The organism is Ruminococcus bicirculans (ex Wegman et al. 2014), assembly GCF_000723465.1.
In the GTDB taxonomy this organism is placed as follows: Bacteria; Bacillota; Clostridia; order Oscillospirales; family Ruminococcaceae; genus Hominimerdicola; species Hominimerdicola aceti.
Window position 1 is genome coordinate 1,894,101 of sequence record NZ_HF545616.1, and the last position, 24,516, is coordinate 1,918,616.

A 24,516-nucleotide genomic window follows, 5' to 3' on the forward strand; every position below is an offset into this window, starting at 1 on the left:
ATAACCTATATTTTTGATTTTGTCAATAGTTTTTTATATATTTTATTGTAAATTTGCAACGCTTCATATCATCAAAAAAGTGAGTCTTTGAAGCCTGACTTTTGTATAAAAAGTCCTTGGACGTATGAAAAAATATATGGTATAATAATTATAACAATGAGCAGCGACAGCGTAAGTCCGATTGTATTCGGACTTGTGCTGTTTTTTTATGCGCAAAAAACGGGAGGTAATGAAATATGAGCGAAGAAGCTCTGAAAGAAAACAAGATGGGCGTTATGCCCATGCCGAAACTCATGCTGAGCATGGGTCTGCCTATGATAATTTCAATGATAGTTCAGGCGTTTTACAATATCGTTGACAGCTATTTCGTAAGCAGGATAACAGATGATACAGTTGAGCACATGGGCGAATATGCCGTAAACGCCCTCACCCTTGCATACCCTGTCCAGCTTTTGATAATCGCTGTAGGCGTAGGCACAGGCGTTGGAATAAACGCCTTGCTCTCCAGAAGCCTTGGAGAAAAGAATTTTGAGCGTGCAGGCAAAATAGCAGGCAACGCCATTTTCATAGGTCTTTGCACCTACATCGTGTTCATGCTGTTCGGATTTTTCGGCACTGACGCATTTTTGAAAACACAGACCCATGATAGTCTTGCTCTAAAGCTCGGGGGCGAATATCTAGGCATATGCTGTGTGTTGTCATTCGGTGCAGTAGGTTCAATGATATTTGAAAAGCTTTTGCAGGCGACAGGTAAAACTATCCATTCCACCATTGCTCAGCTTGTAGGCGCAATAGCCAACATCGTCCTTGACCCTGTTTTGATTTTCGGGCTTGGCCCTTTCCCAGAGCTTGGAGTAAAAGGTGCCGCATATGCCACTGTCATCGGTCAGGTACTCACAATGGTCATAGGCGGCGTGCTTCATTTTGTGTGCAACAAAGAGATACCAAGCGGCATGAGGTATTTTATACCCCAGCGCAAAATGATAACAAACATTTATAGAATAGGCGTTCCTGCCATAATAATACAGGCTCTTATGTCCGTCATGACCTACGGTCTTAATGTCATACTCAACAGGATAGGTCAATCCGCCGTAACAGCCTATGGTATCTATTATAAAATACAGCAGTTCGTATTCTTTGCGTCATTCGGCATGAACAATACTATCATTCCGGTTGTATCATACAACTACGGCAAAGGGGACAAAACAAGAGTTCGTTCAGGCATAAAATACGGTATGCTCTACACGTTGGGACTCATGCTCCTTGGCATTATAGGCTTGCAGCTTTTTGCTTCTCAGATATGCCATGTATTCTCACTGTCAGCGGATACGGAGATATTCGCCACCTACGCCATAAGGATAATCACTTTAGGCTATCTTTTTGCAGGTGCAAACATAGCCTATCAGGGAATTTTTCAGGCACTCGACCATGGCATAGCTTCCCTTGTGCTTTCCCTTATCAGACTTTTAGTTATCCCTCTCCCCGCGGCTTATCTTCTCACCCTTACCTCCTCAGCAGGCAAGATAGTATGGGCAGCCGTTCCGTTCGGCGAGCTTGTAGGCACTGTCGCCGCCATTGTGATAATGGGCAGGATAAAACGTGAGATAAAGCTCAAAGACTAAAACACTGCCCTTGATTATTATTCCAAAAGGTGCTATAATAGCATTGGTGATAATAATGAAAAGGAAAATACTTGTAGGTCTGCTTACCGCCGTTATCTTTTTGGCTTGCGCCCTTGTGATAAATATAACCCCAAAGGTGGAGAAAGGTTCAGTTGTGCTGACCTGTGACGGAAGCAAATATGAGCTTCCCGGCACTGAAAAGACACGATACTGCAATGGCAAGAGCGAGAGCCTTTCCGCTGAAAAGAGCTTTGAAGATCTGCTCTCCTCCGTACCGTCATTTAATGTAAAGGCAGATGTAGATAAGGACGGCAATGTTACCCTTAAAACCCCTATGTCCGTAGAAGTCACAGGGGACAGGCTCGGTGACGTGCTTTACACTGTCTACAGCTATGACGGAAAGGTGCTTGCCAAGGAGTCCAAAAAGCTGGAGCTTCCAAAAGAGGATATTGACGGCTGTCTTGTGAAAATAAAAATTACATGGGGCAAGAAAGACACAAGCTATCTTGAAGAAGATTACTGGTTTGCCGCAATGTACAATACCGAAAGATAACAAAAAACGTCGGACGAATTGAAACGCCCGACGTTTTATTTTTAACAAACCTGAAATCCTATTATGCCCACCATACAAATAACGCTGCCGATAAATCTCAGCTTTGTGATAGGCTCTTTTCTTATGAGCGCTATAACAAACAGCGAACACAGTATCATAGGCTGGATAAATGACGCACTCGCAAGGCTCACAGCAATAACAGCGTTCTCCGCAAGCAGACCTGCCACATTCGGAATCTTTGTAAGCACAACCACCCATGCGCCCTTTTGATTTTTCTTGAATATCTCCAAAGGCTTCGCCCTTGGCAGAAGTATGATAGCCATAAGTATAAGCGCAAAGAACAGCGCCATGGTTGAGGATATGTAATTCTCCGACGCTCTTACAACTATGCCGTAGCCGTATCTTGCCAAAAGATAGAACACCAGAGGAACAACTATCCTGCGGTAATTTATATTGCCGCTGTCCGTTCTGCCTGATTTTGCGATAAAAACAAGTCCTGCAACAGTAAGCACGATAAAAAGGAACTTGAAAATGCTCGGCTTTTCACCAAGGAAAATATCCGTTGCATAGGACATGAAAAGGGTGATACCAAGCCAAGCCTTAAGCTCAAAGGCTGATATTTCATCAAGGATAATAGCCGAAAGCTTAAATTCAAGGATCTTCGACAAGCACAGCAGACCTATCGCCGCAAATGACTGCCAGCTAAGCGTAATAGTCCTGTCGAGGAAAGGCAGACAGCAAGCCATGAAAACAGCCGTTGCCGCCGCCATTAAGAACCCAAGCTCGTCGCCGTTGAATTTTGCCGTTGAAACAGCGTACTTGTCACTAAGGGAACATATCGTGTAGCATACAACTACAAGTATAAGCAAAAACATTATTTTTCTTCTTCCTTACTCTATGATTTTCTAAGACCTGTATGCTGTGAAACATACAAAATAACGGGCGACCCAAGGTCGCCCCTACGCAAAGCCGATTTATCAGTTCTTTTTATTTTTCACAAGCCATACTACCGCCAAAATACCAAGTATCACTGAGAACAGAGTAGCAATGGCTAGACATATCCAGCTTGCATACTGACTTTGTATAAATTCGTTCTGCGATTGGCTTCCTATAAGGGCATCTACCCCCGATTGCGAGCCTAACGCTGAGAACAGTATTATAAATGCCATTCTCACATTCATTACGCAGGCTATAACGCTGTAAATATGCACTATACCCTGAAAAAGACAGACTCCGCAGTCGTCCTTTACATAGCTTTTCACTCCAAGCACCGCACATACCACCGACACTGCCGTGTAGATAATGAACGCCGCAAAAAGCACTATCGTTGGCACTTTTGCTCCCTCGGTTTTCACTATCATGCTCATAAGTCCAGCCATACACCCCATGAACACAGCCGCTGCCGCAAGCCCTGCAACAGACCATTTTCTGTATATAAGCTCTGACTTTTTTATCTGCTCTTTCTTTATCTGCTTAGGCATTTTCTTCCTCCGCCTTCTTGCTTTCAAGCTCCTCCTCAGATATCTTGAAGCGTATCCTGTCTATTTTCTGCTCGTCCTCCATTTTCACTGTCATCTCAAAAGGCGGACAGCTTATAACTTCATTCTGCTCAGGAAGTCTGTCAAGCATATCCATTATCCAGCCACCGAGAGATGTTCTTTCGGTTTCGATAGTGTCCTCCGGCAGTCCTGTCCTCTCAAGAAAATCCGATACCGAAAGCTCCGCCGACGCTTCGTAAACACCGTCGCTTATTTTCACAAGGGAGGTATCCTCCTCGTCGCTTTCATCATAGATCTCGCCCACAAGCTCCTCTATGATATCCTCAAGGGTACAAATGCCCTCCGTGCCGCCGTATTGGTCGAGCACCACCGCCATATGCACCTTTTTGCGCTGCATCTGCTTCAGGATCTCAGAGATCTTGCGGTTTTCGGTTATGTAAAGTGGCTTGTTCATTATAAGGCTTATGTCCGTCTTGCCCTTGAGATACATTTCAAAAAAGTCAGACTGGTGGATAAGTCCCACAATGTGGTCTAAGTCCTTGTCATACACGGGGAGCCTTGAAAACTTTGTCTGCACAAAGCGTTTTTTTATGCTCTCCATATCCTCATGAAGCTCAACACCCTCGATATTTACTCTCGGCACAAGTATCTCGCTTATGGTTATCTCGTCAAAATCAAGTGCCGAACGCACAAGCTCCGACTCCTGCTCTTCAAGTACGCCCTCGTCCTGAATCTCGTCTATGATATATTTAAGCTCTTCCTCAGTAACAGACGGCTCGCTGTTCTTGTTGCCCACAAGCTTTGTAACACCGCTTTTTATGCCCATAAAGATAGCCGTTATAGGCGTGATGATGAACATGAATGCGGAGAGCGGAGCCGCCATAAGAATAGAAAACCGCTCAGAATTTTCTTTTGCAAGGCTCTTAGGCAAGATCTCACCAAAAATAAGCACGAGCACCGTCATAACTATAGTAGCCAGACCCACGCTTCCCTTGCCGAACTTCTCCGTAAAAAGCACCGTTGCAATAGAAGATGAAGAAATGTTCACCACGTTGTTTCCAACAAGTATAGCAGTGAGTGCCTTGTCAAAATTATCGCATATGTTCATTGCCTTCTTCGCAGACTTGTTTCCGTCGTCTGCAAGTTTTTTAAGCCTTATCCTGTTGCATGAAGAAAACGCTGTCTCCGTTGCAGAACAAATAGCAGACAGCATAAGAAGCACAGCGATGATAACAACTTTCATAAAATAAAATTATCCTTTCAGGTCAGAATATAAATTTGCTGCCCTAGTTATAAAAATAGCACTAAAGGCAGTCATGAAAACTGACTACATATAGTTATCATAACATATTTTTTAACCAATTGCAACAGTATTGTTGAAAAAACGATGTAAAAGAGTTATAATATTCTTTGTGTTCATAATATTCATATGCACAAAAGGAGATAACAGAAATGGCAAAGAAAAATAAAGACATTTTCGACAAAATTATGGACTGGAAGATATTCGGCTGGTTCAGACCCTTTTACGTCAAAAACAAGGAAATGCTTTTGTATCTGTTTTTCGGCGTACTCACCACCGCAGTCAGCTTTGTGACCGCAGGCATCTCAAAAGTACTTTTGGAGCAGGCAGGCATAGGCAAGGGCGGTGTTTCCACCACAAGCACCGTCATATCATGGATATGTGCAGTAACATTCGCATACATAACCAACAGGATATGGGTTTTCGAGTCTGAAGCAGAGGGCAAAAAGGCGATAATCTCCGAAGCGGCTTCATTTTACGGCGGAAGGATATTCACTCTTCTCGTAGAAATGTTCATGATGTGGCTCGGCTACTCACTTCTCAGCTTCAACTATTGGGTAACAAAGATAGTGGCAAACGTTGTTGTGCTGATACTTAACTATGTCATCAGCAAGCTTGTGGTCTTCAGAAAGAAATAAGCATACAAAAAAAGCTGTCAGATATCTGGCAGCTTTTTATTTTGCCCCAGTTGCCACGTTGCAACCGACTAATCTCTGTACATAAGCGTGACCGCCATGCCGTTTATCACGCCCACTACAACTCCGCACACAATGAAAAACACCTTGATAGGCAGGTCAAGCAGAAGCGAGATAAGCCCGAACACGATAACGAACGCCATTGCTCCGCCTATCTGCACAAGAAACTTTCTTTTCACAAGCACAGGAAAACGCTCAGCAAGCTTTGCGGTCTTGTTACCCTTGTGGTCAATTATCCTGTAAATAAGCTGAGTCAGTGCCATTGGTATTCCGATAAATAAAATTGCTGTTATAAGTTTGTCCATTTTAAATTCCTCCATTTTTCACTTAAATCATAGCTTTTTTTGTATCAAAAAAGGCTGCCCAAGACGCAGTTCGTCCGTGGGCAGCCTCATTGCTGCATATAAAATTTCTTTTATCAACAATTAAAGAACTCTTACGCCAACAACGCCCTCGATAGACTTGAAAGCGTCAGCGTCAACGTCGCCTGTAACATCGAGCATTGTGTAAGCCCAGTCTTTCTTAGACTTGTTTACAAGGTTCTCGATATTTGCGCCCTTGTCAGATACAACAGATGTGATCTGTGCGATAAGAGCAGGAACGTTCTTGTGAAGCACGCAAACAAGGTGGTCGCCTGTTTTAGCAAGCTCTGCATTAGGGAAGTTTACAGAATTCTTGATAGTTCCCTTCTCGATATAGTCGATAAGCTCGTGAGCCGCCATTGTTGCGCAGTTGTCCTCAGACTCAGGTGTGGAAGCGCCAAGGTGTGGAAGAACGATAACATTCTCCTCGCCAAGAACAACATCATCTGCAAAGTCTGTTACATACTTTGCAACCTTGCCGTCCTTGATAGCCTTTACAACAGCCGCACTGTTGATAAGCTCGCCTCTTGCAAGGTTGATAAGACGAACGCCGTCCTTCATCATTGCTATCTGAGCTTCGTCGATAGTGTTCTTTGTGTCAGGTGTATAAGGAACGTGGATAGTGATATAATCGCTGTTCTTGTAAATATCATTGATGTCAGCTGTTACCTTTACAGCAGGATCAAGCTGGATAGCTGCGTTTACTGAAAGGAATGGGTCATAGCCGATAACGTCCATGCCAAGTGCAACGGCTGCGTTTGCGATCTTTCCGCCGATAGCACCAAGACCGATTACACCAAGTGTCTTGCCCAGTATCTCAGGACCTGCGAACTTAGACTTGCCGCCCTCAACTGTCTTTGGAGCGTCAGGAGTGCCCTTAAGTGATGCAGCCCATGCAGCAGCCTCTGTTATCTTTCTTGAAGCAAGAAGAAGCGCACAAATAGCAAGTTCCTTAACAGCGTTTGAGTTTGCGCCAGGTGTGTTGAATACAACGATTCCCTGCTCTGCGCACTTCTCAACTGGAATATTGTTTACGCCAGCACCTGCTCTTGCAATAGCAAGCAGGCTCTCAGGCATTTCCATATCGTGCATCTTTGCTGAACGTACCATTATAGCGGTAGGATTTTCAGCATTGTCGCTTACTGTGTACTTAGCCTTGTCAAAGATATCAGTACCGCAGGTAGCGATCTTATTTAATGTCTTTATCTCATACATTGTAAATTACCCTCTCTTATAATAAGGTTACGCTTATGCGTTCTCAGCCTCGAACTTCTTCATGAACTCAACAAGCTTTTCAACGCCCTCGATAGGCATTGCGTTGTAGATAGAAGCTCTCATACCGCCAACAGTTCTGTGACCCTTGAGGTTTACAAAGCCTGCTGCTGTAGCCTCAGCAACGAACTTCTTGTCAAGCTCAGCGTCGCCTGTTACGAATGGAACGTTCATAAGAGATCTGTCCTCAGGAACAACAGTGCCCTTGAAGAGCTTGCTCTGGTCAAGATAATCATAGAGTATCTTAGCCTTCTTCTCGTTGTGAGCCTTCATAGCCTCAAGACCGCCCATTTTCTTTATCCACTTGAATACCTTGCCGCAGATGTAAATGCCATAGCAAGGAGGTGTATTGTAAAGAGAGTCAGCGTCAGCCTGAGTTTTCCACTTGAGCATTGTAGGTGTTCCATCGAGAACATCGTCAGTGATAAGATCTTCTCTGATGATAGCAATAACAACGCCGGCAGGACCAACGTTCTTCTGAACGCCGCCGTAAATAACGCCGTACTTTGTTACGTCAACAGGCTCAGACAGGAAGCAGGAAGAAACGTCTGCAACAAGTGTGTGACCCTTTGTGTTAGGCAGTGTCTTGTACTTTGTACCATAGATAGTATTGTTTTCGCAGATATAAACATAGTCAGCGTCCTCAGGAATATCGAGGTCTGAACAATCAGGGATATAAGAGAAAGTCTTGTCAGCAGAAGAAGCCACAGCAATAGCCTCGCCGTATTTCTGAGCCTCCTGATAAGCCTTCTTAGCCCACTGACCTGTGATTATGTAAGCCGCTTTCTTGTTCTTCATAAGGTTCATAGGAACGGCTGAGAACTGCTGAGAAGCACCGCCCTGAAGGAACAGCACCTTATAGTTATCAGGGATACCCATAAGCTCTCTGATGTCCTTTTCAGCTTCCTTGATGATGTCATCGAACGCCTTGGAACGGTGGCTCATCTCCATTACGCTCATACCTGTGCCCTTATAATCGAGCATTTCATCGGCAGCTTCCTTAAGCACTTCCTCAGGGAGTACAGCAGGACCTGCACTGAAGTTATATACTCTACCCATTGTTAAACCCTCCATATAAATTAGTTTCTTAGTTTCATTATTTATAAAGACTATAAATATATAAATTAATAATATTATTATATGCCTTTTATAAAAAAAAGTCAAGGGCTGTCATATAAAAATACTCACTCGTCATAAGTTTTTGTACATATCAGCACATAAAGCAGCCCTGAAAACGTGCATTTTTTCACCTTACCTATGCCGTTATATATAATAAGCACTGAAAAGCATGAAAAATCAGAATAATACTAAAGCGTTAAAAAGAGGTTAAAATTTTTGGTATTCCTTGAAATCTCCATATTTGTGTAGTATAATGTAATCAATAAAATGCGACAGTTGTAAAAAAATCGGGGAACAATTGTCACTCTCAGGGAAAGAGGATATATATGCAAAAGATATTTTATGTTTCAAGAAATGAGGACAAAGCCCATGATGGAAAAGCCCCGGATATGGACAGATTTCAGCGAGTTGAAAAGCTCAACAGTCTGATCGCGGCAGGCTGGGCTATAAAGGAAATGAAAAGCGAAAACAACAGCACATTCTTTGTGCTTGAAAAAGCAGACTAGACTTAAAATGGCGGTATAAGACCGTACCCTGTCAATAACGCAGACACGACGTCCCGCCAACAAGTTCGCCAGGTCTTTCAACAAACTTATAGGACGGTAGCCCCACCGTCCTTTTTTATGTGCAGATAAATTTTGCGAAAACGTTTTATGGGTATTGCATTTCAGAGAGAAATATTGTATAATTAATGTAATCGTTTTAATGAGTACAAATGATACTATACATATTATAAAGGAGTAAAAAAAATATGGCTTATGTAATCGGCGTAGACTGCGGCACAAGCGGCACTAAGACGGTACTTTTCGACGAAAAGGGTACTGTTATTTCTTCTGTAACTATTGAATATCCTATGTATCAGCCTAAAAACGGCTATGCAGAGCAAGACCCTGCTGACTGGGCAAACGCAATGATAAACACTATCAAGGCTGTTATGACCAAAAGCGGTGTAAACAAAGAGGACGTTGCAGGTGTTGGTATCTCTGGGCAGATGCACGGACTTGTTATGCTGGATAAGGACAACAACGTTCTTAGAAAGTCCATAATATGGTGCGATCAGAGAACTGCCGCAGAAGTTGAAGAAATGAATGAAAAGCTAGGCAGAGAAAAGCTCATCAAGATAACAGCAAACCCTGCCCTCACAGGCTGGACGGCTGCGAAAATCCTTTGGGTAAAGAACAACGAGCCTGATATATATGAAAAGTGCAGACACATTCTTCTGCCAAAGGACTATCTGAGATTTATCCTCACTGGCGAATATGCAACAGAGGTTTCCGACGCAAGCGGTATGCAGCTTCTTGACGTGCCAAACCGCTGCTGGTCAAAGGAAGTCTGCGATACGCTTGGCATTGATATGTCAATGCTGGGCAAGGTATATGAGTCATGCGATGTAACAGGCAAGGTCACAAAGAAAATGGCTGAGCTTACTGGACTTAAAGATGGTACTATAGTAGTAGGCGGAGCAGGCGACAATGCCGCTGCGGCTATCGGAACAGGCGTTGCAGAGGACGGTAAGGCGTTCACAACTATCGGAACATCAGGCGTCGTATTTGCACACACTTCTTCTATCTCTATCGACCCAAAGGGCAGAGTTCACACCTGCTGTGCAGCAGTACCGAACGCATGGCACGTTATGGGTGTTACACAAGGCGCAGGACTTTCACTGAAATGGTTCAGGGACAACTTCTGCAATGCAGAGAAAGAAACAGCAAAGTGCATGGGCGTTGACGAATATTATCTTATGGACAAAGAGGCTGAAAAAGTCCCAGTGGGAGCAAACAGACTTCTTTATCTTCCATACCTCATGGGTGAAAGAACCCCTCATCTTGACCCTGACGCAAGAGGAGTATTCTTCGGACTTTCCGCAATGCACACAAAGCGTGATATGCTGAGAGCAGTAATGGAAGGCGTTTCATACTCTCTCAGAGATTGCGTTGAGGTATTCAGAGAAATGGATATCAACGTATCAGACATGATGGCTTGCGGAGGCGGCGGAAGCTCACCGCTGTGGAGATCAATGCTCGCAGACCTTTACAACTGCCCTGTAAAAACAGCTTCATCAAAAGAGGGTCCTGCCCTTGGCGTAGCACTTCTTGCAGCAACAGGCGCAGGCATTTACTCATCAGTACCGGAAGCTTGTAAGGCAGTAGTAAAGACCGACAAGGTACAGCAGCCTGAAGCAGAGCGAGTACCTGAGTATGAGAAATACTACAAGCTTTACACAGAGATTTATCCTGCACTGAAAGCAGAATTTGCAAAGCTTGCAAAGATGTAATATAAAACCAAAAGCTCCGATTTGCCGTCGGAGCTTTTTTGTGTTAGAATATTTTGACAACTAAAAAGAGGCTCTCCACAATAGCGGAAAGCCGTTTTTACATATTGGTCGGAGTGACCGGATTTGAACCGACGACCTCTACCACCCCAAGGTAGCGCGCTACCAATCTGCGCCACACCCCGATATCGTATATATTATACCCGATTTGGATACAATAGTCAAGAGTTTTCAGTCAAAATAAAAAAATTGCAAAAAAGGTATTGACATTCACTTTCATTTGTGATATAATAAATAAGCACTCAGGAGAGAGCAGTAAAAAACAGTAGAATATCGCGGGATGGAGCAGTTCGGTAGCTCGTCGGGCTCATAACCCGAAGGTCGTTGGTTCAAATCCAGCTCCCGCAACCAGTTTTAGGACTATCGTTTGATAGTCCTTTTTTCATGCCCAGATCACCCACAAATACCACAAAAAGATCGGTCAGTAATCCCATTTGGGATCTACTGACCGATCTTGCTGTTTATTCACTTGCACAAAACATAATGCCAGCCTTAAATCAACGTTCCTTGTCCGTCAGCTCAAACCTGATACTGTGCAGGTCAAGCCCATTCTGCGCAAAGTATATCCTGAAAGTTGTGAAGCGTGAGAACATAGGCGTTTCCTTTTCCATTGAAACAGCCTTGCCGCCAGTGCCGTTGAACGTGAACGTACCCACCGCAGTACCCATGCTGAACAGCGTCATAGGTATCTGTGCAAGCTCACTCTGCGTAGAGCTTGCCGTAACTATCACCCTGTAAATACCGAAGTTTGACAGGTCAAGAGCAAAGCTGTAAGAAGTGCCTTTCTTTGTGTCAACATCACTAAGGTCAAGAGTTATGTCACGGTCTACCTTGTAAAACTGTACAGGCTTGTCATCCTCCTGCTCCTCGTCCTCTCGGTTTATCACCTTGACAGTATCTCCTATACCCTCCGCACGCTTAAGAGCATTAGTGTGAAGAAGAAATCCGCATATGTTCGCCGCATTTCTCTGAAGCTCACACCTCTCTATACCGCCATTTTCAAGGGCAGCAAGCGTGTTATCGTCATTCTTTTCTCCGTCAGGACAAACCATGTAAACATCGTTCTGCGCCCTGGCCATAGCTGCAAGATCTGTCTTGTCAGGCTCTTTTCCACGAACGTTTATGTTCGCCCACCAGTCCGTCATGGTGAAGCCCTTGAAGCCCCATTCCTCACGAAGTATCACTGTGTTAAGGTCAAAGTTTCCTGCCGTCCACAAGCCGTTTACTCTGCCATATGTGGTCATAACAGAGGAAGCTCCTCCCTCTTTTACCGCTATCTCAAAACCCTTTAGATATATCTCCCTGAGCGCTCTTTCCGATACCACTGAGTCGATAAAATGCCTGTTTGTCTCACGATTGTTCGCACAGAAGTGCTTTATCGTACCTGTCACCCCTGCACCAGCCATGCCCTTTAACTCAGCCGACGCCATTTTGCCAGTAAGAAAAGGATCTTCCGAGAAATACTCAAAGTTTCTGCCGTTCAAAGGGTGTCTGTGAATGTTCATTCCAGGGCCAAGCAGACAGTCCACCTTGTTAGCCGCCATTTCAAGTCCCATAAAAGTGAAAAGCTCACTTGTAAGCTCCTTGTTGAACGAAGAAGCTATCATAGTGCCGTTCGGCAGGCTGAAAGCCTTTGTGCCGCAGTCAAGTCTCATGCCCGACGGACCGTCCGAACAGCAGCCAGCAGGTATGCCAAAGCCATTGAGATTTTCCGACACTCCTCCGAACGCCGAAGCCGTACCGGCAGTGACCCTAGGGCTTCCCATGCCCTCGCCCCTTATAATGCAGGAAAGGTCATAGTCTGAAAGCTGTGCAATAAATTCGTCCATTGTGTTCTTGCCGTTCTTAACGTCCCAAAGCTTTATGCCCTTGTCACCAGTGTATGCTATCTCTTTCGGAAGCTTCTCCAAACGCCTTGCACTTTCGTCTACCTCAGATACAGGCACAGCCTCTCTGCCAATGCTGAAAGCTCCGCCCTCGCAAACAGGCTTTATCCTCTCAAAACTCTCCACAGGAGCAAGCGACTGAGTGAGCCTTTCTGTTACCAGATCCTCACCCTGCTCAAAACTGCAAGCATATTCAGCACTTCTCACGTCACTGCCCACATAGAATTTATATTCCCCTGCTTCAAGCACATAGCATGACTTGTTGCCCGTCACACCCGAATCGTCATAAGAAGCAAGCTTTGCGATATCCACTGCTATCTCAACCACCTGCTCTTCCTGCGGTACAAGCTCCCTGGTCTTTTCTAAGCCGCAAAGCACTCTAGCCGCCTTGCCGAGCCTTCCCTGCGGAGCTTCGCAGTAGACCTCTATTACCTCTTTGCCCTTGTAAGAACCGATATTTTTCACTGATACAGAAAGCTTCACAGCCCCCTCTGTTATCTCAGTCTTTTCCGTCTTTATCTCAAACTCAGTGTATGAAAGACCAAATCCGAACGGATAAAGCACCTTTTCTTTAGCAAAAGTCTCAAAATAGCGATATCCCACATAAATATCCTCAGCGTAAATATCCCTGTTTTTCTCCCTGCCGAAATTAGCGTCCGAGGGGTAGTCCGACGCCTTGTATGCGATAGTGTCAGGAAGCTTTCCGCTAGGGCTGACCTTTCCTGTCAAAACGTCCGCTGTACCCTTTCCGCCTGTCATTCCCCCCTGCCAAACATAAAGCACAGAGTCAGGGGCAATTCTGTTTATGACGGTCATATCGATGATATTTCCCACATTGAGAAGCAAAACAACTTTCTTGAAATTCTCCCTCACCACCGTGAGCATAGCTATCTCGTCATCGCTTAGCAAATAAGAGCCTGCCTCCAGCCTGTTGTCCTGCTCCTCGCCTGCCGTCCTGCCTATTATCACAATGGCAGTTTCACAGCTTTTTGCAGTTTCTTTGACAAGCCCCTCGTCAAGTGGCATCTCTTTCTGCGACCACGGCTCTCCGCCCCAGCCCTCGCCTAAGTCGAATGGGTTTTCCTTGTCCCATTTTCTGTATGTGTCAAGAAGCTTCTCATTGACCTTTATGCCGTTATCAATAAGCCCGTCCAGAATGTTCACTACCTTAGTAACGTTCACCATTCCTCCCGAGCCTGTTCCGCTTTTATAATAATGAAACTGTATGCGTCCGAAAACAGCCACCTCTTTGTCTGCATCAAGTGGCAGAGCATTATTTTCATTTTTGAGCATAACGATTCCCTCAGAAACCATTTTCGCCGCAGTATCAAGATATTTGTTCCAATCAAGTATTCTTTCCATAGTTTTCACCTTTCCAAATTTTCTATTGAATTTCAAAGTGTATTATAGCACAACCCTCCCACCTATTCAATAAAAATACTATGAACAATGGGTTTACTTTTTATATAGCATATCCTGTCCTCAGGAAAAATATTGCACAATGTGTTTATTTGTGCTATAATGAGTATATATGACTGCACCGCACGCTTCTTGTTCGGTGTTCCTTATTAAAAAATTATTGTCGGAGGGGTAAAAGTGGATAATATCGTCACTGTCGGCGGACACATAAACGCATCTATAAACTTTGCCATGCAGCAAAACTATGTCCCTGTCATAAGAAGCCTTGTAGTAAATAACAACTCAGAGGAAGCCCTTGAGAATATCAGCCTTAAAATAACCTTTGAGCCTGAGTTTGCAAAGGAATTTACATATCATATCGGCTCTATCCCCGCAAAAAGTTCTGCCGAGATATCCCCCGTGAGGATATCTACCAACACAGATCTTCTTTTCTCTCTTACAGAAAAAATGGTGGGCAATATCACCATTGAGGTGCTTCAAAATGGTGAAAATATCTTCACCTATCAGAACACTATAGAGATTCTCGCCTGCGATCAGTGGAGCGGTTTGAACATAATGCCTGAGATGATAGCCGCATTTGTTACGCCAAATCACCCTGCGCTCTCCCCAGTTATTCATGACGCTTCCACGTTCCTGAAAAAGTGGAAAGGCGACCCCTCTTTCACAGGCTATCAGACCAACAACCCAAACAACGTGAAGCTTCAAATGGCAGCAATTTTTGCCGCCCTCGTCCAGCAGAAAATAGTCTACAACGATCCCCCTGCAAGCTATGAGGTCATAGGTCAGAGGATACGCCTGCCGCATAAGGTCTTGGAGCAAAAAATGGGCACTTGTCTTGACCTTGCGGTGCTTTATGCCGCCTGCCTTGAAGCGGTGGGACTTCACCCTCTGCTGTTTTTCATGACAGGTCACGCATTCTGCGGCTGTTGGCTTGAAAACGAAACTTTCGCAGATTGTTGCGTTGACGATGTTTCCGCCATTGAAAAGCGCATTGCAGAAAATGCCGAAGAAATGCTCCTTGTGGAGTGTACAGACTTTGTTGACAGCAACGTCCACGATGTCGAGCGTTTCGACCATGCCATGAAACACGGCAAAGACCATATAAGCAACATGGAATTTCAATGCGTCATAGACATTATCCGCACCCGTGGAAGTGGCATAAGACCTATCCCACTGCGTCCCGAGCAAACCTATTCAGGTCTGCAGCTTGCAGAAGGATCCGACAAGCCAAAAGAGATTCTCGCCCCCTCCGAGCTTAACAGCTCGCTTCTTGGCAAAGTGGCAGAGGGCAACGATAAGCCCGTCACAAAAATGCGCATATGGGAAAGAAAGCTCCTTGATTTCAGCCTGCGAAATTCTCTTTTGAACTTCCGTGTCACAAAGAACACCATGCAGCTTATGACCGCCGACCTTGGAAAGCTTGAGGACGAGCTTGCAAGCGGAAGTGACTTCCGTATCATGGAAATACCTACCGAGTGGACAGTTTCCACTCGTGACGCAAAAATATTCGCTATCGAGAACGAAAAGGACCTTGTGACAAATATCGCCGAGAACGAGTTCAAAAACAACCGCATAAGAACTTTCCTCAGCGAAACTGACCTTGACTCTGCCCTTAAAAGCCTCTACCGCTCCGCAAAGGTGAGCATGGAGGAAAACGGCAGCAACACCCTTTTCCTCGCATTGGGACTTCTCCGCTGGTATGAAAGCGACCTTTCCGAAAAGCCACGCTATGCACCTCTCGTGCTCATACCGATAGATATCGTCCGCAACACACGCAATAAGGGCTATATAATAAGGAGCAGACAGGAAGAAACTCAGATAAACGTCACACTTCTTGAATATCTCCGCCAAGACCATGGCATCAGTATCACAGGTCTTGACCCTCTCCCACTTGACGAACATGGCATTGACCTGCCCCTTGTTTTCAATACTATCCGTCAGGCGGTCATGGGCAAAAAGCGTTGGAACATCGAGGAATATGCCTTTATCGGTCTGTTCTCGTTCAGCCAGTTCGTAATGTGGAACGACCTTCGCAACCGATCAGAGGAGATAAGCCAAAACAAGGTGGTGTCCAGCCTTATGGCTGGTTCTCTCACCTATGCCCCCGAGGATATAAGCATAACCCCTGAGAATATAGATTCCGACCTTGACCTTGAAAACATGGCAGTGCCGATGAGCGCAGACTCCTCACAGCTTGCCGCCATTGCCGCAGCAGGAAGTGGACAAAGCTTTGTCCTCCACGGCCCTCCGGGAACAGGAAAATCTCAGACTATCACAAATATGATAGCAAACGCACTCTATAATGATAAAAGCGTGCTGTTCGTTGCAGAAAAAATGGCAGCCCTCAACGTGGTGCAGAAACGTCTTGCAAACCTAGGACTTGACCCGTTCTGCCTTGAACTCCACTCCAATAAAACAAACAAGACCACTGTCCTTGCAGAGCTTGACAAAGCCCTTGAAGTGGGCAAAATAAAATCTCCCGAGGAGTATTCAGCCGAAGCCGCAAGGCTCAAAGCTCAGAAAGCCCAGCTCAACGATACCATAACCGCACTTCACGAAAAGCGTAACTGTGGTGTGACCCTTTATGAAGCTATATCAGCCTATGAGCGCAGTATATCCGAAAAAGGCAAAATATCAGTTTCAAAAGATATCTTCGCAAACCTGGCAAAAGAAACTCTCGACCGCTTCAGCGACCTTGTGCATAGATATTCAATAGCCATAGCCGAAACAGGCGACTTTGCCGACTTCCCACTTAAAGATATCGGCATTACATCATATTCTATGGAACAGCGTGACAAGTTCCACACTGAAGCCGCCGACCTTGCCCAAAAAGCCACCGCTTCCTCTCAGTGCGCACAAACTCTCGCACAGGCTTATAGCTACAGCGGCGACCTTGACAAGACAGCAGTAAAAATGCTTTCCCACATATACAAAGCTTCCACCGCTGACGGTGAACTTCTTGACGGACTTCTCTGCGCACCTCACTATGATATCACCCTGCAAAAGATCAAAGATACTCTTGCCATAGGAAAAGAGTATACCGCTCTCTGCACCGATATCCTCAGCCATTTTGAAAAAAGCATTTTTGACTTTCCTGCGTCAGAATCGAAAATGCTCTATAAGCAGGCAGAGCAAAGCTGGTTTTTGCCAAAAGCCATAAAGCTTGGAAAGCTCACAAAGGGAATAAAGCTCCACGCCAAAGACCCTGCTTCCGTTACAAAAGCAAACCTTGGTGAAATTCTCGATAAGCTTTGCACCATAAGCGAAAAGAAAGACTTCCTGCGAAGCCTGCCGTCAGATGTAACAGCGCTTCTCACAGGTATTTACATGAACGAGCAGACCGATTGGAATGTCCTTGAAAAAGCCGTTTCAAAAACCGACAGCATTATGAATGCCATTAAGCAGAAAGCGGGTGCTGACCCTGCACAAATGGCTCAGACTATCGGAAAAGCAAACTGCACTTCTGAAGGGCAGGCTCTCTCCTCGTTCCTTGAAAAGCTTTCAGCCTTTGAGGACAGCTTCTCAGCCAACATGACCGCCATAGAAGCAAGTGCAGATTGGCTTGGCTTATCTGCAGAAAAGCTTAATACCTATGCCGAAAACGCCGATAAGCTTAGATACGCCGCCCAGTTCAACAGCGTTGACAAAGAGCTTTCAGACAACGGACTTTCAGGTGTCAGCGAAAGCTACCGCACAGGCAATGTTGACAGCGAAAACGTAGAAAAAGCATTCTCCTGCACGCTAAATTATCAGCTTGCACTTATGATAATAAACAGCGATAAACGTCTTAGCCAGTTCAGCAGTAACAGTGCAAACGACCTTATCACACAGTTCAAAGACACTCTCGATAAATTCTCACGCCTGACTATACAGGAGCTTTTGGCTCGTCTTTCCGCAAAAATACCTGCCCAAGGCTCAGCCTGCGCTTCCACCTCTGAAATGGGCATACTCAAACGTGCCATAAAGAGCAACGGCAGAATGATGTCACTTAGAAGCCTTTTCGATAAGATACCAAATCTTCTCCGCAAGCTCTGCCCTTGTATGCTCATGAGCCCCATATCAGTTGCACAGTATATAGACCCGTCATTCCCGAAATTCGACCTTGTTATCTTTGACGAAGCTTCACAGCTGCCAACAGCCGAAGCCGCAGGCACTATCGCAAGGGGCGAGAACGTTGTTATTGTGGGCGACCCTAAACAGCTCCCACCAACAAACTTCTTCTCCTCAAATCGGATAGACGAAGAAAACAGCGAAAAAGAAGACCTTGAAAGCCTCCTTGACGATTGCCTTGCTATCTCCATGCCGCAGCAGTATCTCAAATGGCATTATCGTTCACGCCACGAGAGCCTTATTGCCTACAGCAACATGAAATACTATGACAATAAGCTTCTCACATTCCCGTCCCATAACGACCTCATTTCAAAGGTGAGCATTATCCACCCCGAGGGTCACTATGACAAGGGCAGAACAAAGCAGAACAAGGCGGAAGCAAGAGCCGTTGTTGACGAGATAATAAGACGAATGAGCGATGAAAAGCTCCGCAATGACGGCATAGGTGTTGTAACATTCAGCTCCGTTCAGCAAAATCTCATTGACGATATGCTCTGTGAAGAGTGGGCAAACCACCCTGAGCTTGAAGAACTTGACAGAAAGTCACCAGAGCCGGTCTTCATTAAAAACCTTGAAAACGTTCAGGGCGACGAACGTGACGTTATACTCTTCTCCGTCGGCTATGGTCCTGACGAAAAGGGACAGGTTTCAATGAACTTCGGCCCTCTCAACCGTGACGGCGGCTGGCGAAGACTTAATGTAGCAATATCCCGTGCAAGAAAAGCCATGATAGTCTACTCTGTCCTCCGTCCTGAGCAGATAGACCTTTCAAGAACACGATCCGAGGGCGTTGCAGGACTTAAAGGCTTTCTGGAGTTTGCCGAGCGTGGAAAGCTTGCCGTAACAGCCCACAGCACCACAAAAAGCACAAGCGACAGCACGGTAACAGAGTGTATCGCAAAAGCCATAAAAGAGCTTGGCTATGGGGTGAAATGCAACATCGGAAGCTCCGAGTTCAAAGTTGATATCGGCATAATCGACCCTGACAACGAAAAGGAGTATCTCTTGGGCATACTCCTTGATGGTGAAAACACTCTCCACAGCTCAACCGCACAGGATAGATTTATCCTACAGCCAAGCGTACTTAACGGTCTTGGCTGGAATATCCTGAGAGTGTGGACGCTCGATTGGTTTGACGATAAGGACCGAGTTCTGGGAAACATAAAAGCCGCCATAGACAGCGCACCAAAGCATGAAGCCGAAACCGCTCCCTCCTCAAAGCCTGCCGTCTATTCCACATCGCAGTTTGAAAAAGAAGAAGCTTCCGCCCTCACATCAGCCTTTGCACAGCCCTATGTGGCCGCAGATATTGGCATAATGGGTACATCTGATGACTTTTACCAACCCGAAAACGAGCAGAAAATAAGGGAAACAGCCGAAAAGATAATCGCTGCCGAAGCACCAATAAGCGAGAAGCTTTTCATGAGAAAAGTTTTCACCGCATGGGGCATAACACGAAGCGGCTCAAGAGTGGAAAGCATCTTTGCCGATGCCGCACAAGGCGTTTCACCATTCGCCACAGCCGATGAAAACAGAGTTTTCCTTTGGAAAGAGGGGCAATCCCCTGAAAGCTATTCTATCTATCGCACAAGCGATGATACCAACAAGCGAAGCATGGAGGATATCCCCTCCGAGGAGATAATAAACGCCGTGAAAGAAGTGCTTTGCCAGCAGATAAGCCTTTCAGAAACCGACCTCGTAAGAGAAACAGCCAAGAAATTCGGCTACACAAGAGCTGTGGGCATAACGGAGAGCGTAATAAGCTACACCCTGAAAAAAGCTCTCACCGCAGGTCTTATCAAAAAATCAGAAAGCGGAAACATCTCCGCAAAATAATACGCAAACAAACCAAAACCACCGCCGAGAGCTTTCCTCCCAGCGGTGGTTTCTATTCATATCAATATTTCCATTTCTCCGAGCAAAGCTGCATCTCAACCATGTGCTTGTAAATACCGTTAGTCTTTTTAAGCGCCTCAGGCTCACTCTCATGTTAGCCTGCACCCTGAACGCTGCCTTGTGAGAACACATTAGCGCAGTGATATAAAACACCATTTCAAGAACTGCAAAAGAACTTTTCTTTTTCTCTTTCATAACATGGTTATTTAAACTTGTCAAGTTTTTTCTTAAAGCAGCTCAAAATCTTGTAATAATATCATTTTCATGATATAATTTTATCATATGAATAAACGACAGGAAATGATAAAATGAAAAACATAAACAAAGCGATCACTTTTGCTAAAAAAGAAACCGTCCTGATAGTGGCAATGCTCTTAGCCGTTATATCTGCATTTTTGGTCACACCTGACAAAGCATATGCAAGTTATATCGACTTCAGAACACTTGGACTTCTGTTCTCTCTTATGACAGTGACCGAGGGCTGCAAAGGTCTTGGCATTTTTGAACGCAGTGCAAAATTTATCATAAGCAAAGTCAATACCGCATTTCAGCTTTCCATAGTGCTTGTGGGGCTTTGCTTCTTTTCAAGTATGTTCATAACAAATGACGTTTCACTTCTGACCTTTGTTCCCCTCACTCTCACCGCCCTCTCAACTCTCGGTGAATCAGGCAACAAGCTTCTCATACCCATCGTCGTTCTGCAGACCATTGCCGCAAATCTTGGCAGTATGCTCACGCCTATAGGCAATCCTCAGAATCTATACCTTTTTGGTGTATCAGATATGAAGCTGGAAGATTTTCTTGTACTTATGCTTCCCTTTACTATTGTGGCAGGAGCGATGCTTTTTCTGTGGACGCTTGCAGTGTGTAAAAAATCAGGAAAGCTGTCTGTCAAGACAGATATAACTGCTGAAAACTTCGATACATATTCGACTAAAGACAAGACAAAGCTTTCAGGATACGTCCTACTTTTTGTCCTTTGCCTGCTTACAGTTGCAAGGCTTATCCCATGGCAGATAACAACCCTCTGCGCACTTGCTTTCTCTGCCATTGCTGACAGAAACGTGCTTAAAACAGTTGATTACTCACTGCTTCTTACATTCTGCGGATTTTTCATCTTTATCGGAAATATGGGCAGAGTAGAGATTTTCCGCAGTGTACTCAGCAGCATAATAAACGGTCACGAGCTTTTTATTGCCGTTGCCGCAAGTCAGATAATAAGCAACGTTCCATGCGCTATACTCCTTTCAGGCTTCACCAACAAGCTGAACGCACTTATAATAGGAACGAACATAGGCGGCCTTGGCACTCTTATCGCCTCCATGGCAAGCCTTATATCCTACAAGCAGATATGCCGCAGCCACCCCCATATCAAAGGCAGATATTTCACATATTTCACAGCCGCAAATATCGCTTTTCTCGCTGTAATGGCTCTGACTGTAAAGATCGCATACTGAAATAAGTTTTCTATACCCTGCCCACTTTATCTGCATAACAGTTTCGCTAAATGCCCACACTATCCGCAGGAGGTGTTTTTATGCTTGAATTTTTTGCAGGAACGCTGGTAGGCGGTTTTGTGGGCGTTGTGACAATGTGCCTTTGTATCACCGCAGGCGAAAGCGACCGTCATGATTAACGATGATGTTTTACACAGGTAAACTTCGTGATTTTTACCAAAAAAGCTGCCGCAAAATCTCCCTTTGCGGTGGCTTTTTTTATGCCTGTCCGTATTGACAAATACTCCGCTTTGTACTATAATAGTATCATTGTACTTTAGCAAGTAAAAACGCAAAAGCATAAAAGCTTTAAAGCGACATATGAAGTAAAAGGAGTGTATTGGATTGACAGCAAGGTGGATAGTATTGGTATTATACCTTGCACTTATGATAGGCATAGGTGTTTATTACCGCAGAAAATCGGCAAGCGTCAATGATTTTGTACTGGGAGGACGAGGTCTTGGAGCATGGTTCACAGCCTTTGCATACGGAACTTCATACTTCTCGGCAGTAATTTTTGTAGGCTACGCAGGAAAATTCGGCTGGAATTACGGTGTGGCTTCCACATGGGTAGGAATCGGAAACGCCGTCATAGGCTCATGGCTTGCATGGAAAGTTTTAGGCAGACGTACAAGGATAATGTCAAAGCACCTTGAGGCAAAGACCATGCCTGAGTATTTTGAAAAGAGATACAACAGCAAGCCTTTGAAGATAGTTTCGGCACTTATCGTGTTCGTATTTCTTATCCCTTATACGGCTTCGGTCTACAACGGCTTGTCAAGACTTTTTGAGAAGGGCTTTGGCATTCCTTACAAATATTGTATAATCGGCATGGCAGTTTTCACTGCGGTGTATGTTATCATGGGTGGCTACAAGGCTACAGCACTGAACGATTTTATTCAGGGAATAGTAATGCTTGTAGGCATTGCGGCGGTAGTTCTTGCAGTGCTTGGTGAAAACGGTGGCCTTGGAAATTCTCTTGACCTGCTTGGTGATATTTCTGACGCAAATGGCGACAAGGGTGCATATTCGTCACTATTCGGCCCTGACCCTATAAACCTTGCAGGCGTTGTTATTCTTACCTCTCTCGGCACATGGGGACTTCCACAAATGGTGCAGAAATTCTACGCAATAAAAGACGACAAGGCTATCAAAACAGGCACCATCGTATCCACATTCTTTGCAGTTGTGGTAGCAGGCGGCTGTTACTTCCTTGGTGGCTTCGGCAGACTTTTTGTCAATAGCGCTGACGGACTTCCTGAGGGCGGTTTTGACGGAATAGTTCCGACTATGATGGAAAAGCTCCCTTCACTGCTTTTCGGACTTGTTATCGTTCTTGTGCTTTCGGCTTCAATGTCAACACTTTCATCGCTTGTGCTTACATCAAGCTCCACTTTGACTATCGACCTTATCAAGCCGATAATGAAAGAAAAAATGGACGAGAAAAAACAGCTTATCACAATGAGAATTTTCATTGCCGTATTTCTTATCATCTCAGTTGTGCTTGCAATAATCACTCTTGAAAATCCACAGACAGTAATTTCAACTCTCATGTCTATATCATGGGGCGCACTTGCAGGAGCATTTCTTGCGCCGTTTATGTACGGACTTTTCTGGAAGGGCGTAACAAAGGCGGCTTGCATGGCAAGTTTTATCGCAGGAGTAGGCATAACAGTGATACACATGGCATACTACACCCTTGCAGGTCACACAGGAACACTTTGGGGCATAAACCTTGCCTCGCCTATCAACGCAGGCGCATTTGCAATGCTTTTCGGACTTGTTCTTGTACCTATCGTTAGCCTTATCACAAGGCAGAGCGACACTGACAAGGCTCATGCTGAAAAGGTGTTCGAGTGTTATAATGACAGCGAGATATGATCTCACATCGCTTACATACTTGAAATGTAGACAGGGACGGACTTTGTTCGTTCCTGTTTTTTTGTGCGGATAATGCAAATGATATAGTGAGCGAAACGACAAAACAAGCGGGCGAACGGTGTTCGCCCCTACGATTTTGTTGCCGTGGGTTTTAGCCTTTTTTATTCAATTTTCAAGTTGCATTCGGAGTATGACACTGGGTATTATGCCCTAGGTTTTGTATACACAAAATATCACAATGCACGCCCACGTCCTGATACAAGTACTCTACAGCCTGTTCCAGAATCTCTCATCGTATTCACTAAGTCACAGGGCTTGTACGTGCCCGCAAGTATCTAAGACGCCTTCTACTTATCCCTGAAAAATGCTCTTTTTGTTGCATAAAAAATGCAACAATTAATGGATTATTGCCAAATTAAATCATAAATCATTTGTTTGCACAAATTGACCACATGAATTTTGTATAATATCCACTGTAGGGGCGAACAGTGTTCGCCCGTTTTCCTACCTGAACTAACTTTTTGGGGTCCACATTATTAATGTGTATACAGACAGCAAAAAGTTCCATAAAACACCGTTCAACACCTGAACGCATTTTATGGAACTCTTTTCAGATTATAAATTTCTTCGCCTTGTTTACAATACTGCGGTCGTTTTCGTAAGACAGGACCTGTCCTGCCCTGCCGATCTCGACCCAGCGTATGTCTGAGATCTCCTCTTCCTGAGGAGTGTAGTCGGTGTTCTTTGCTTTGCCGATAAAGTAGACAACGATCTTCTGCGTGTCCTTCCTTGGTGAATAGGACACTATCTCCCGAAACGTGGTATCAAGATTTACGTCTATCCCCGTTTCCTCCATGATCTCACGCTTGGCAGTTTCTTCCTCTGTTTCATTGCCCTCAACGTGACCCTTTGGGAATGACCAATGACCGCTGTTGATATGCTTTATCAGCAGTATCTCGGTGTTGCCGTGATACTTTCTGTAAACGATAGCACCGCAGGATTTTTCATGCAGCATCATTTTTCCTTTCCGGAGCTTAGCCCCAATATTTACTCATTGATTTAATTATATCACAA

General features: G+C 44.8%; 17 protein-coding genes and 2 tRNA genes. 10 read left to right on the plus strand and 9 right to left on the minus strand.

Annotation, left to right across the window (positions count from 1 at the left end):
* Nucleotides 1-236 precede the first annotated feature (236 nt).
* The gene (locus RBI_RS08755; protein ID WP_038672394.1) at nucleotides 237-1,622 is read left to right on the plus strand and encodes an MATE family efflux transporter; all 1,386 of its coding nucleotides are present in this window, start codon (nucleotides 237-239) and stop codon (nucleotides 1,620-1,622) included.
* A gap of 55 nt (nucleotides 1,623-1,677) precedes the next feature.
* The gene (locus RBI_RS08760; protein ID WP_038672396.1) at nucleotides 1,678-2,175 is read left to right on the plus strand and encodes a hypothetical protein; all 498 of its coding nucleotides are present in this window, start codon (nucleotides 1,678-1,680) and stop codon (nucleotides 2,173-2,175) included.
* A gap of 41 nt (nucleotides 2,176-2,216) precedes the next feature.
* Here the strand turns inward: RBI_RS08760 and RBI_RS08765 are convergent, their stop codons facing one another.
* From RBI_RS08765 to RBI_RS08775, 3 genes are all read right to left on the minus strand, one after another.
* Complete coding sequence (locus RBI_RS08765; protein ID WP_038672398.1) at nucleotides 2,217-3,050, minus strand: hypothetical protein; 834 nt, start codon at nucleotides 3,048-3,050, stop codon at nucleotides 2,217-2,219.
* A 102-nt stretch (nucleotides 3,051-3,152) separates the two neighbouring features.
* Nucleotides 3,153-3,656, minus strand: a complete 504-nt coding sequence (locus RBI_RS08770; protein ID WP_038672400.1) for a hypothetical protein — start codon at nucleotides 3,654-3,656, stop codon at nucleotides 3,153-3,155.
* Entirely contained in the window at nucleotides 3,649-4,917 is a 1,269-nt protein-coding gene (locus RBI_RS08775; RefSeq protein ID WP_038672402.1) for a hemolysin family protein, read from the minus strand. The genes RBI_RS08770 and RBI_RS08775 overlap by 8 nt, the downstream gene beginning before the upstream one ends.
* A 209-nt stretch (nucleotides 4,918-5,126) precedes the next feature.
* On the opposite strand from RBI_RS08775, the gene RBI_RS08780 reads away from it, so the two are divergent.
* Nucleotides 5,127-5,612: a GtrA family protein gene (locus RBI_RS08780; RefSeq protein ID WP_038672404.1), complete on the plus strand. Its 486-nt coding sequence runs from the start codon at nucleotides 5,127-5,129 to the stop codon at nucleotides 5,610-5,612.
* Nucleotides 5,613-5,680: 68 nt separating this feature from the next.
* Here the strand turns inward: RBI_RS08780 and RBI_RS08785 are convergent, their stop codons facing one another.
* The 3 genes from RBI_RS08785 to serC form a co-directional block, all read right to left on the minus strand.
* Nucleotides 5,681-5,974, minus strand: a complete 294-nt coding sequence (locus RBI_RS08785) for a hypothetical protein (RefSeq protein ID WP_022288562.1) — start codon at nucleotides 5,972-5,974, stop codon at nucleotides 5,681-5,683.
* 120 nt (nucleotides 5,975-6,094) lie between these two features.
* A complete protein-coding gene (locus tag RBI_RS08790) occupies nucleotides 6,095-7,246 on the minus strand; it encodes a 3-phosphoglycerate dehydrogenase family protein (RefSeq protein WP_038672406.1) in 1,152 nt (383 codons plus the stop codon).
* 33 nt (nucleotides 7,247-7,279) lie between these two features.
* Complete coding sequence (gene serC, locus RBI_RS08795) at nucleotides 7,280-8,362, minus strand: 3-phosphoserine/phosphohydroxythreonine transaminase (RefSeq protein ID WP_038672408.1); 1,083 nt, start codon at nucleotides 8,360-8,362, stop codon at nucleotides 7,280-7,282.
* 386 nt (nucleotides 8,363-8,748) lie between these two features.
* Here serC and RBI_RS08800 point away from each other — a divergent pair, with 386 nt between their 5' ends.
* Entirely contained in the window at nucleotides 8,749-8,928 is a 180-nt protein-coding gene (locus RBI_RS08800; protein ID WP_022288558.1) for a hypothetical protein, read from the plus strand.
* 245 nt (nucleotides 8,929-9,173) lie between these two features.
* Complete coding sequence (gene xylB / locus RBI_RS08805) at nucleotides 9,174-10,697, plus strand: xylulokinase (protein ID WP_038672410.1); 1,524 nt, start codon at nucleotides 9,174-9,176, stop codon at nucleotides 10,695-10,697.
* A gap of 105 nt (nucleotides 10,698-10,802) precedes the next feature.
* Here xylB and RBI_RS08810 read toward each other — a convergent pair.
* Nucleotides 10,803-10,879 (minus strand) — tRNA-Pro (locus tag RBI_RS08810).
* 149 nt (nucleotides 10,880-11,028) lie between these two features.
* On the opposite strand from RBI_RS08810, the gene RBI_RS08815 reads away from it, so the two are divergent.
* Nucleotides 11,029-11,105 (plus strand) — tRNA-Met (locus tag RBI_RS08815).
* Nucleotides 11,106-11,251: 146 nt separating this feature from the next.
* Here RBI_RS08815 and RBI_RS08820 read toward each other — a convergent pair.
* Nucleotides 11,252-14,002, minus strand: coding sequence for a glycoside hydrolase family 3 protein (locus RBI_RS08820; RefSeq protein ID WP_038672412.1), 2,751 nt, complete (start codon nucleotides 14,000-14,002; stop codon nucleotides 11,252-11,254).
* A 234-nt stretch (nucleotides 14,003-14,236) separates the two neighbouring features.
* Here RBI_RS08820 and RBI_RS08825 point away from each other — a divergent pair, with 234 nt between their 5' ends.
* The 4 genes from RBI_RS08825 to RBI_RS08835 all read left to right on the plus strand — a co-directional run bounded on the left by RBI_RS08825 (nucleotide 14,237) and on the right by RBI_RS08835 (nucleotide 23,442).
* On the plus strand, nucleotides 14,237-20,005 hold the full coding sequence (locus RBI_RS08825; RefSeq protein ID WP_038672414.1) for a DUF3320 domain-containing protein: 5,769 nt from the start codon (nucleotides 14,237-14,239) through the stop codon (nucleotides 20,003-20,005).
* A 368-nt stretch (nucleotides 20,006-20,373) separates the two neighbouring features.
* Nucleotides 20,374-21,522, plus strand: coding sequence for an SLC13 family permease (locus tag RBI_RS08830; RefSeq protein WP_038672416.1), 1,149 nt, complete (start codon nucleotides 20,374-20,376; stop codon nucleotides 21,520-21,522).
* An 80-nt stretch (nucleotides 21,523-21,602) separates the two neighbouring features.
* Complete coding sequence (locus RBI_RS14630; protein WP_148303593.1) at nucleotides 21,603-21,701, plus strand: DUF3789 domain-containing protein; 99 nt, start codon at nucleotides 21,603-21,605, stop codon at nucleotides 21,699-21,701.
* A gap of 247 nt (nucleotides 21,702-21,948) precedes the next feature.
* Complete coding sequence (locus tag RBI_RS08835) at nucleotides 21,949-23,442, plus strand: sodium:solute symporter family protein (RefSeq protein ID WP_051706825.1); 1,494 nt, start codon at nucleotides 21,949-21,951, stop codon at nucleotides 23,440-23,442.
* Nucleotides 23,443-24,052: 610 nt separating this feature from the next.
* On the opposite strand, the gene RBI_RS08840 is transcribed toward RBI_RS08835, so the two are convergent.
* Nucleotides 24,053-24,457, minus strand: a complete 405-nt coding sequence (locus RBI_RS08840) for a bis(5'-nucleosyl)-tetraphosphatase (protein ID WP_038673405.1) — start codon at nucleotides 24,455-24,457, stop codon at nucleotides 24,053-24,055.
* Nucleotides 24,458-24,516: the final 59 nt, after the last annotated feature.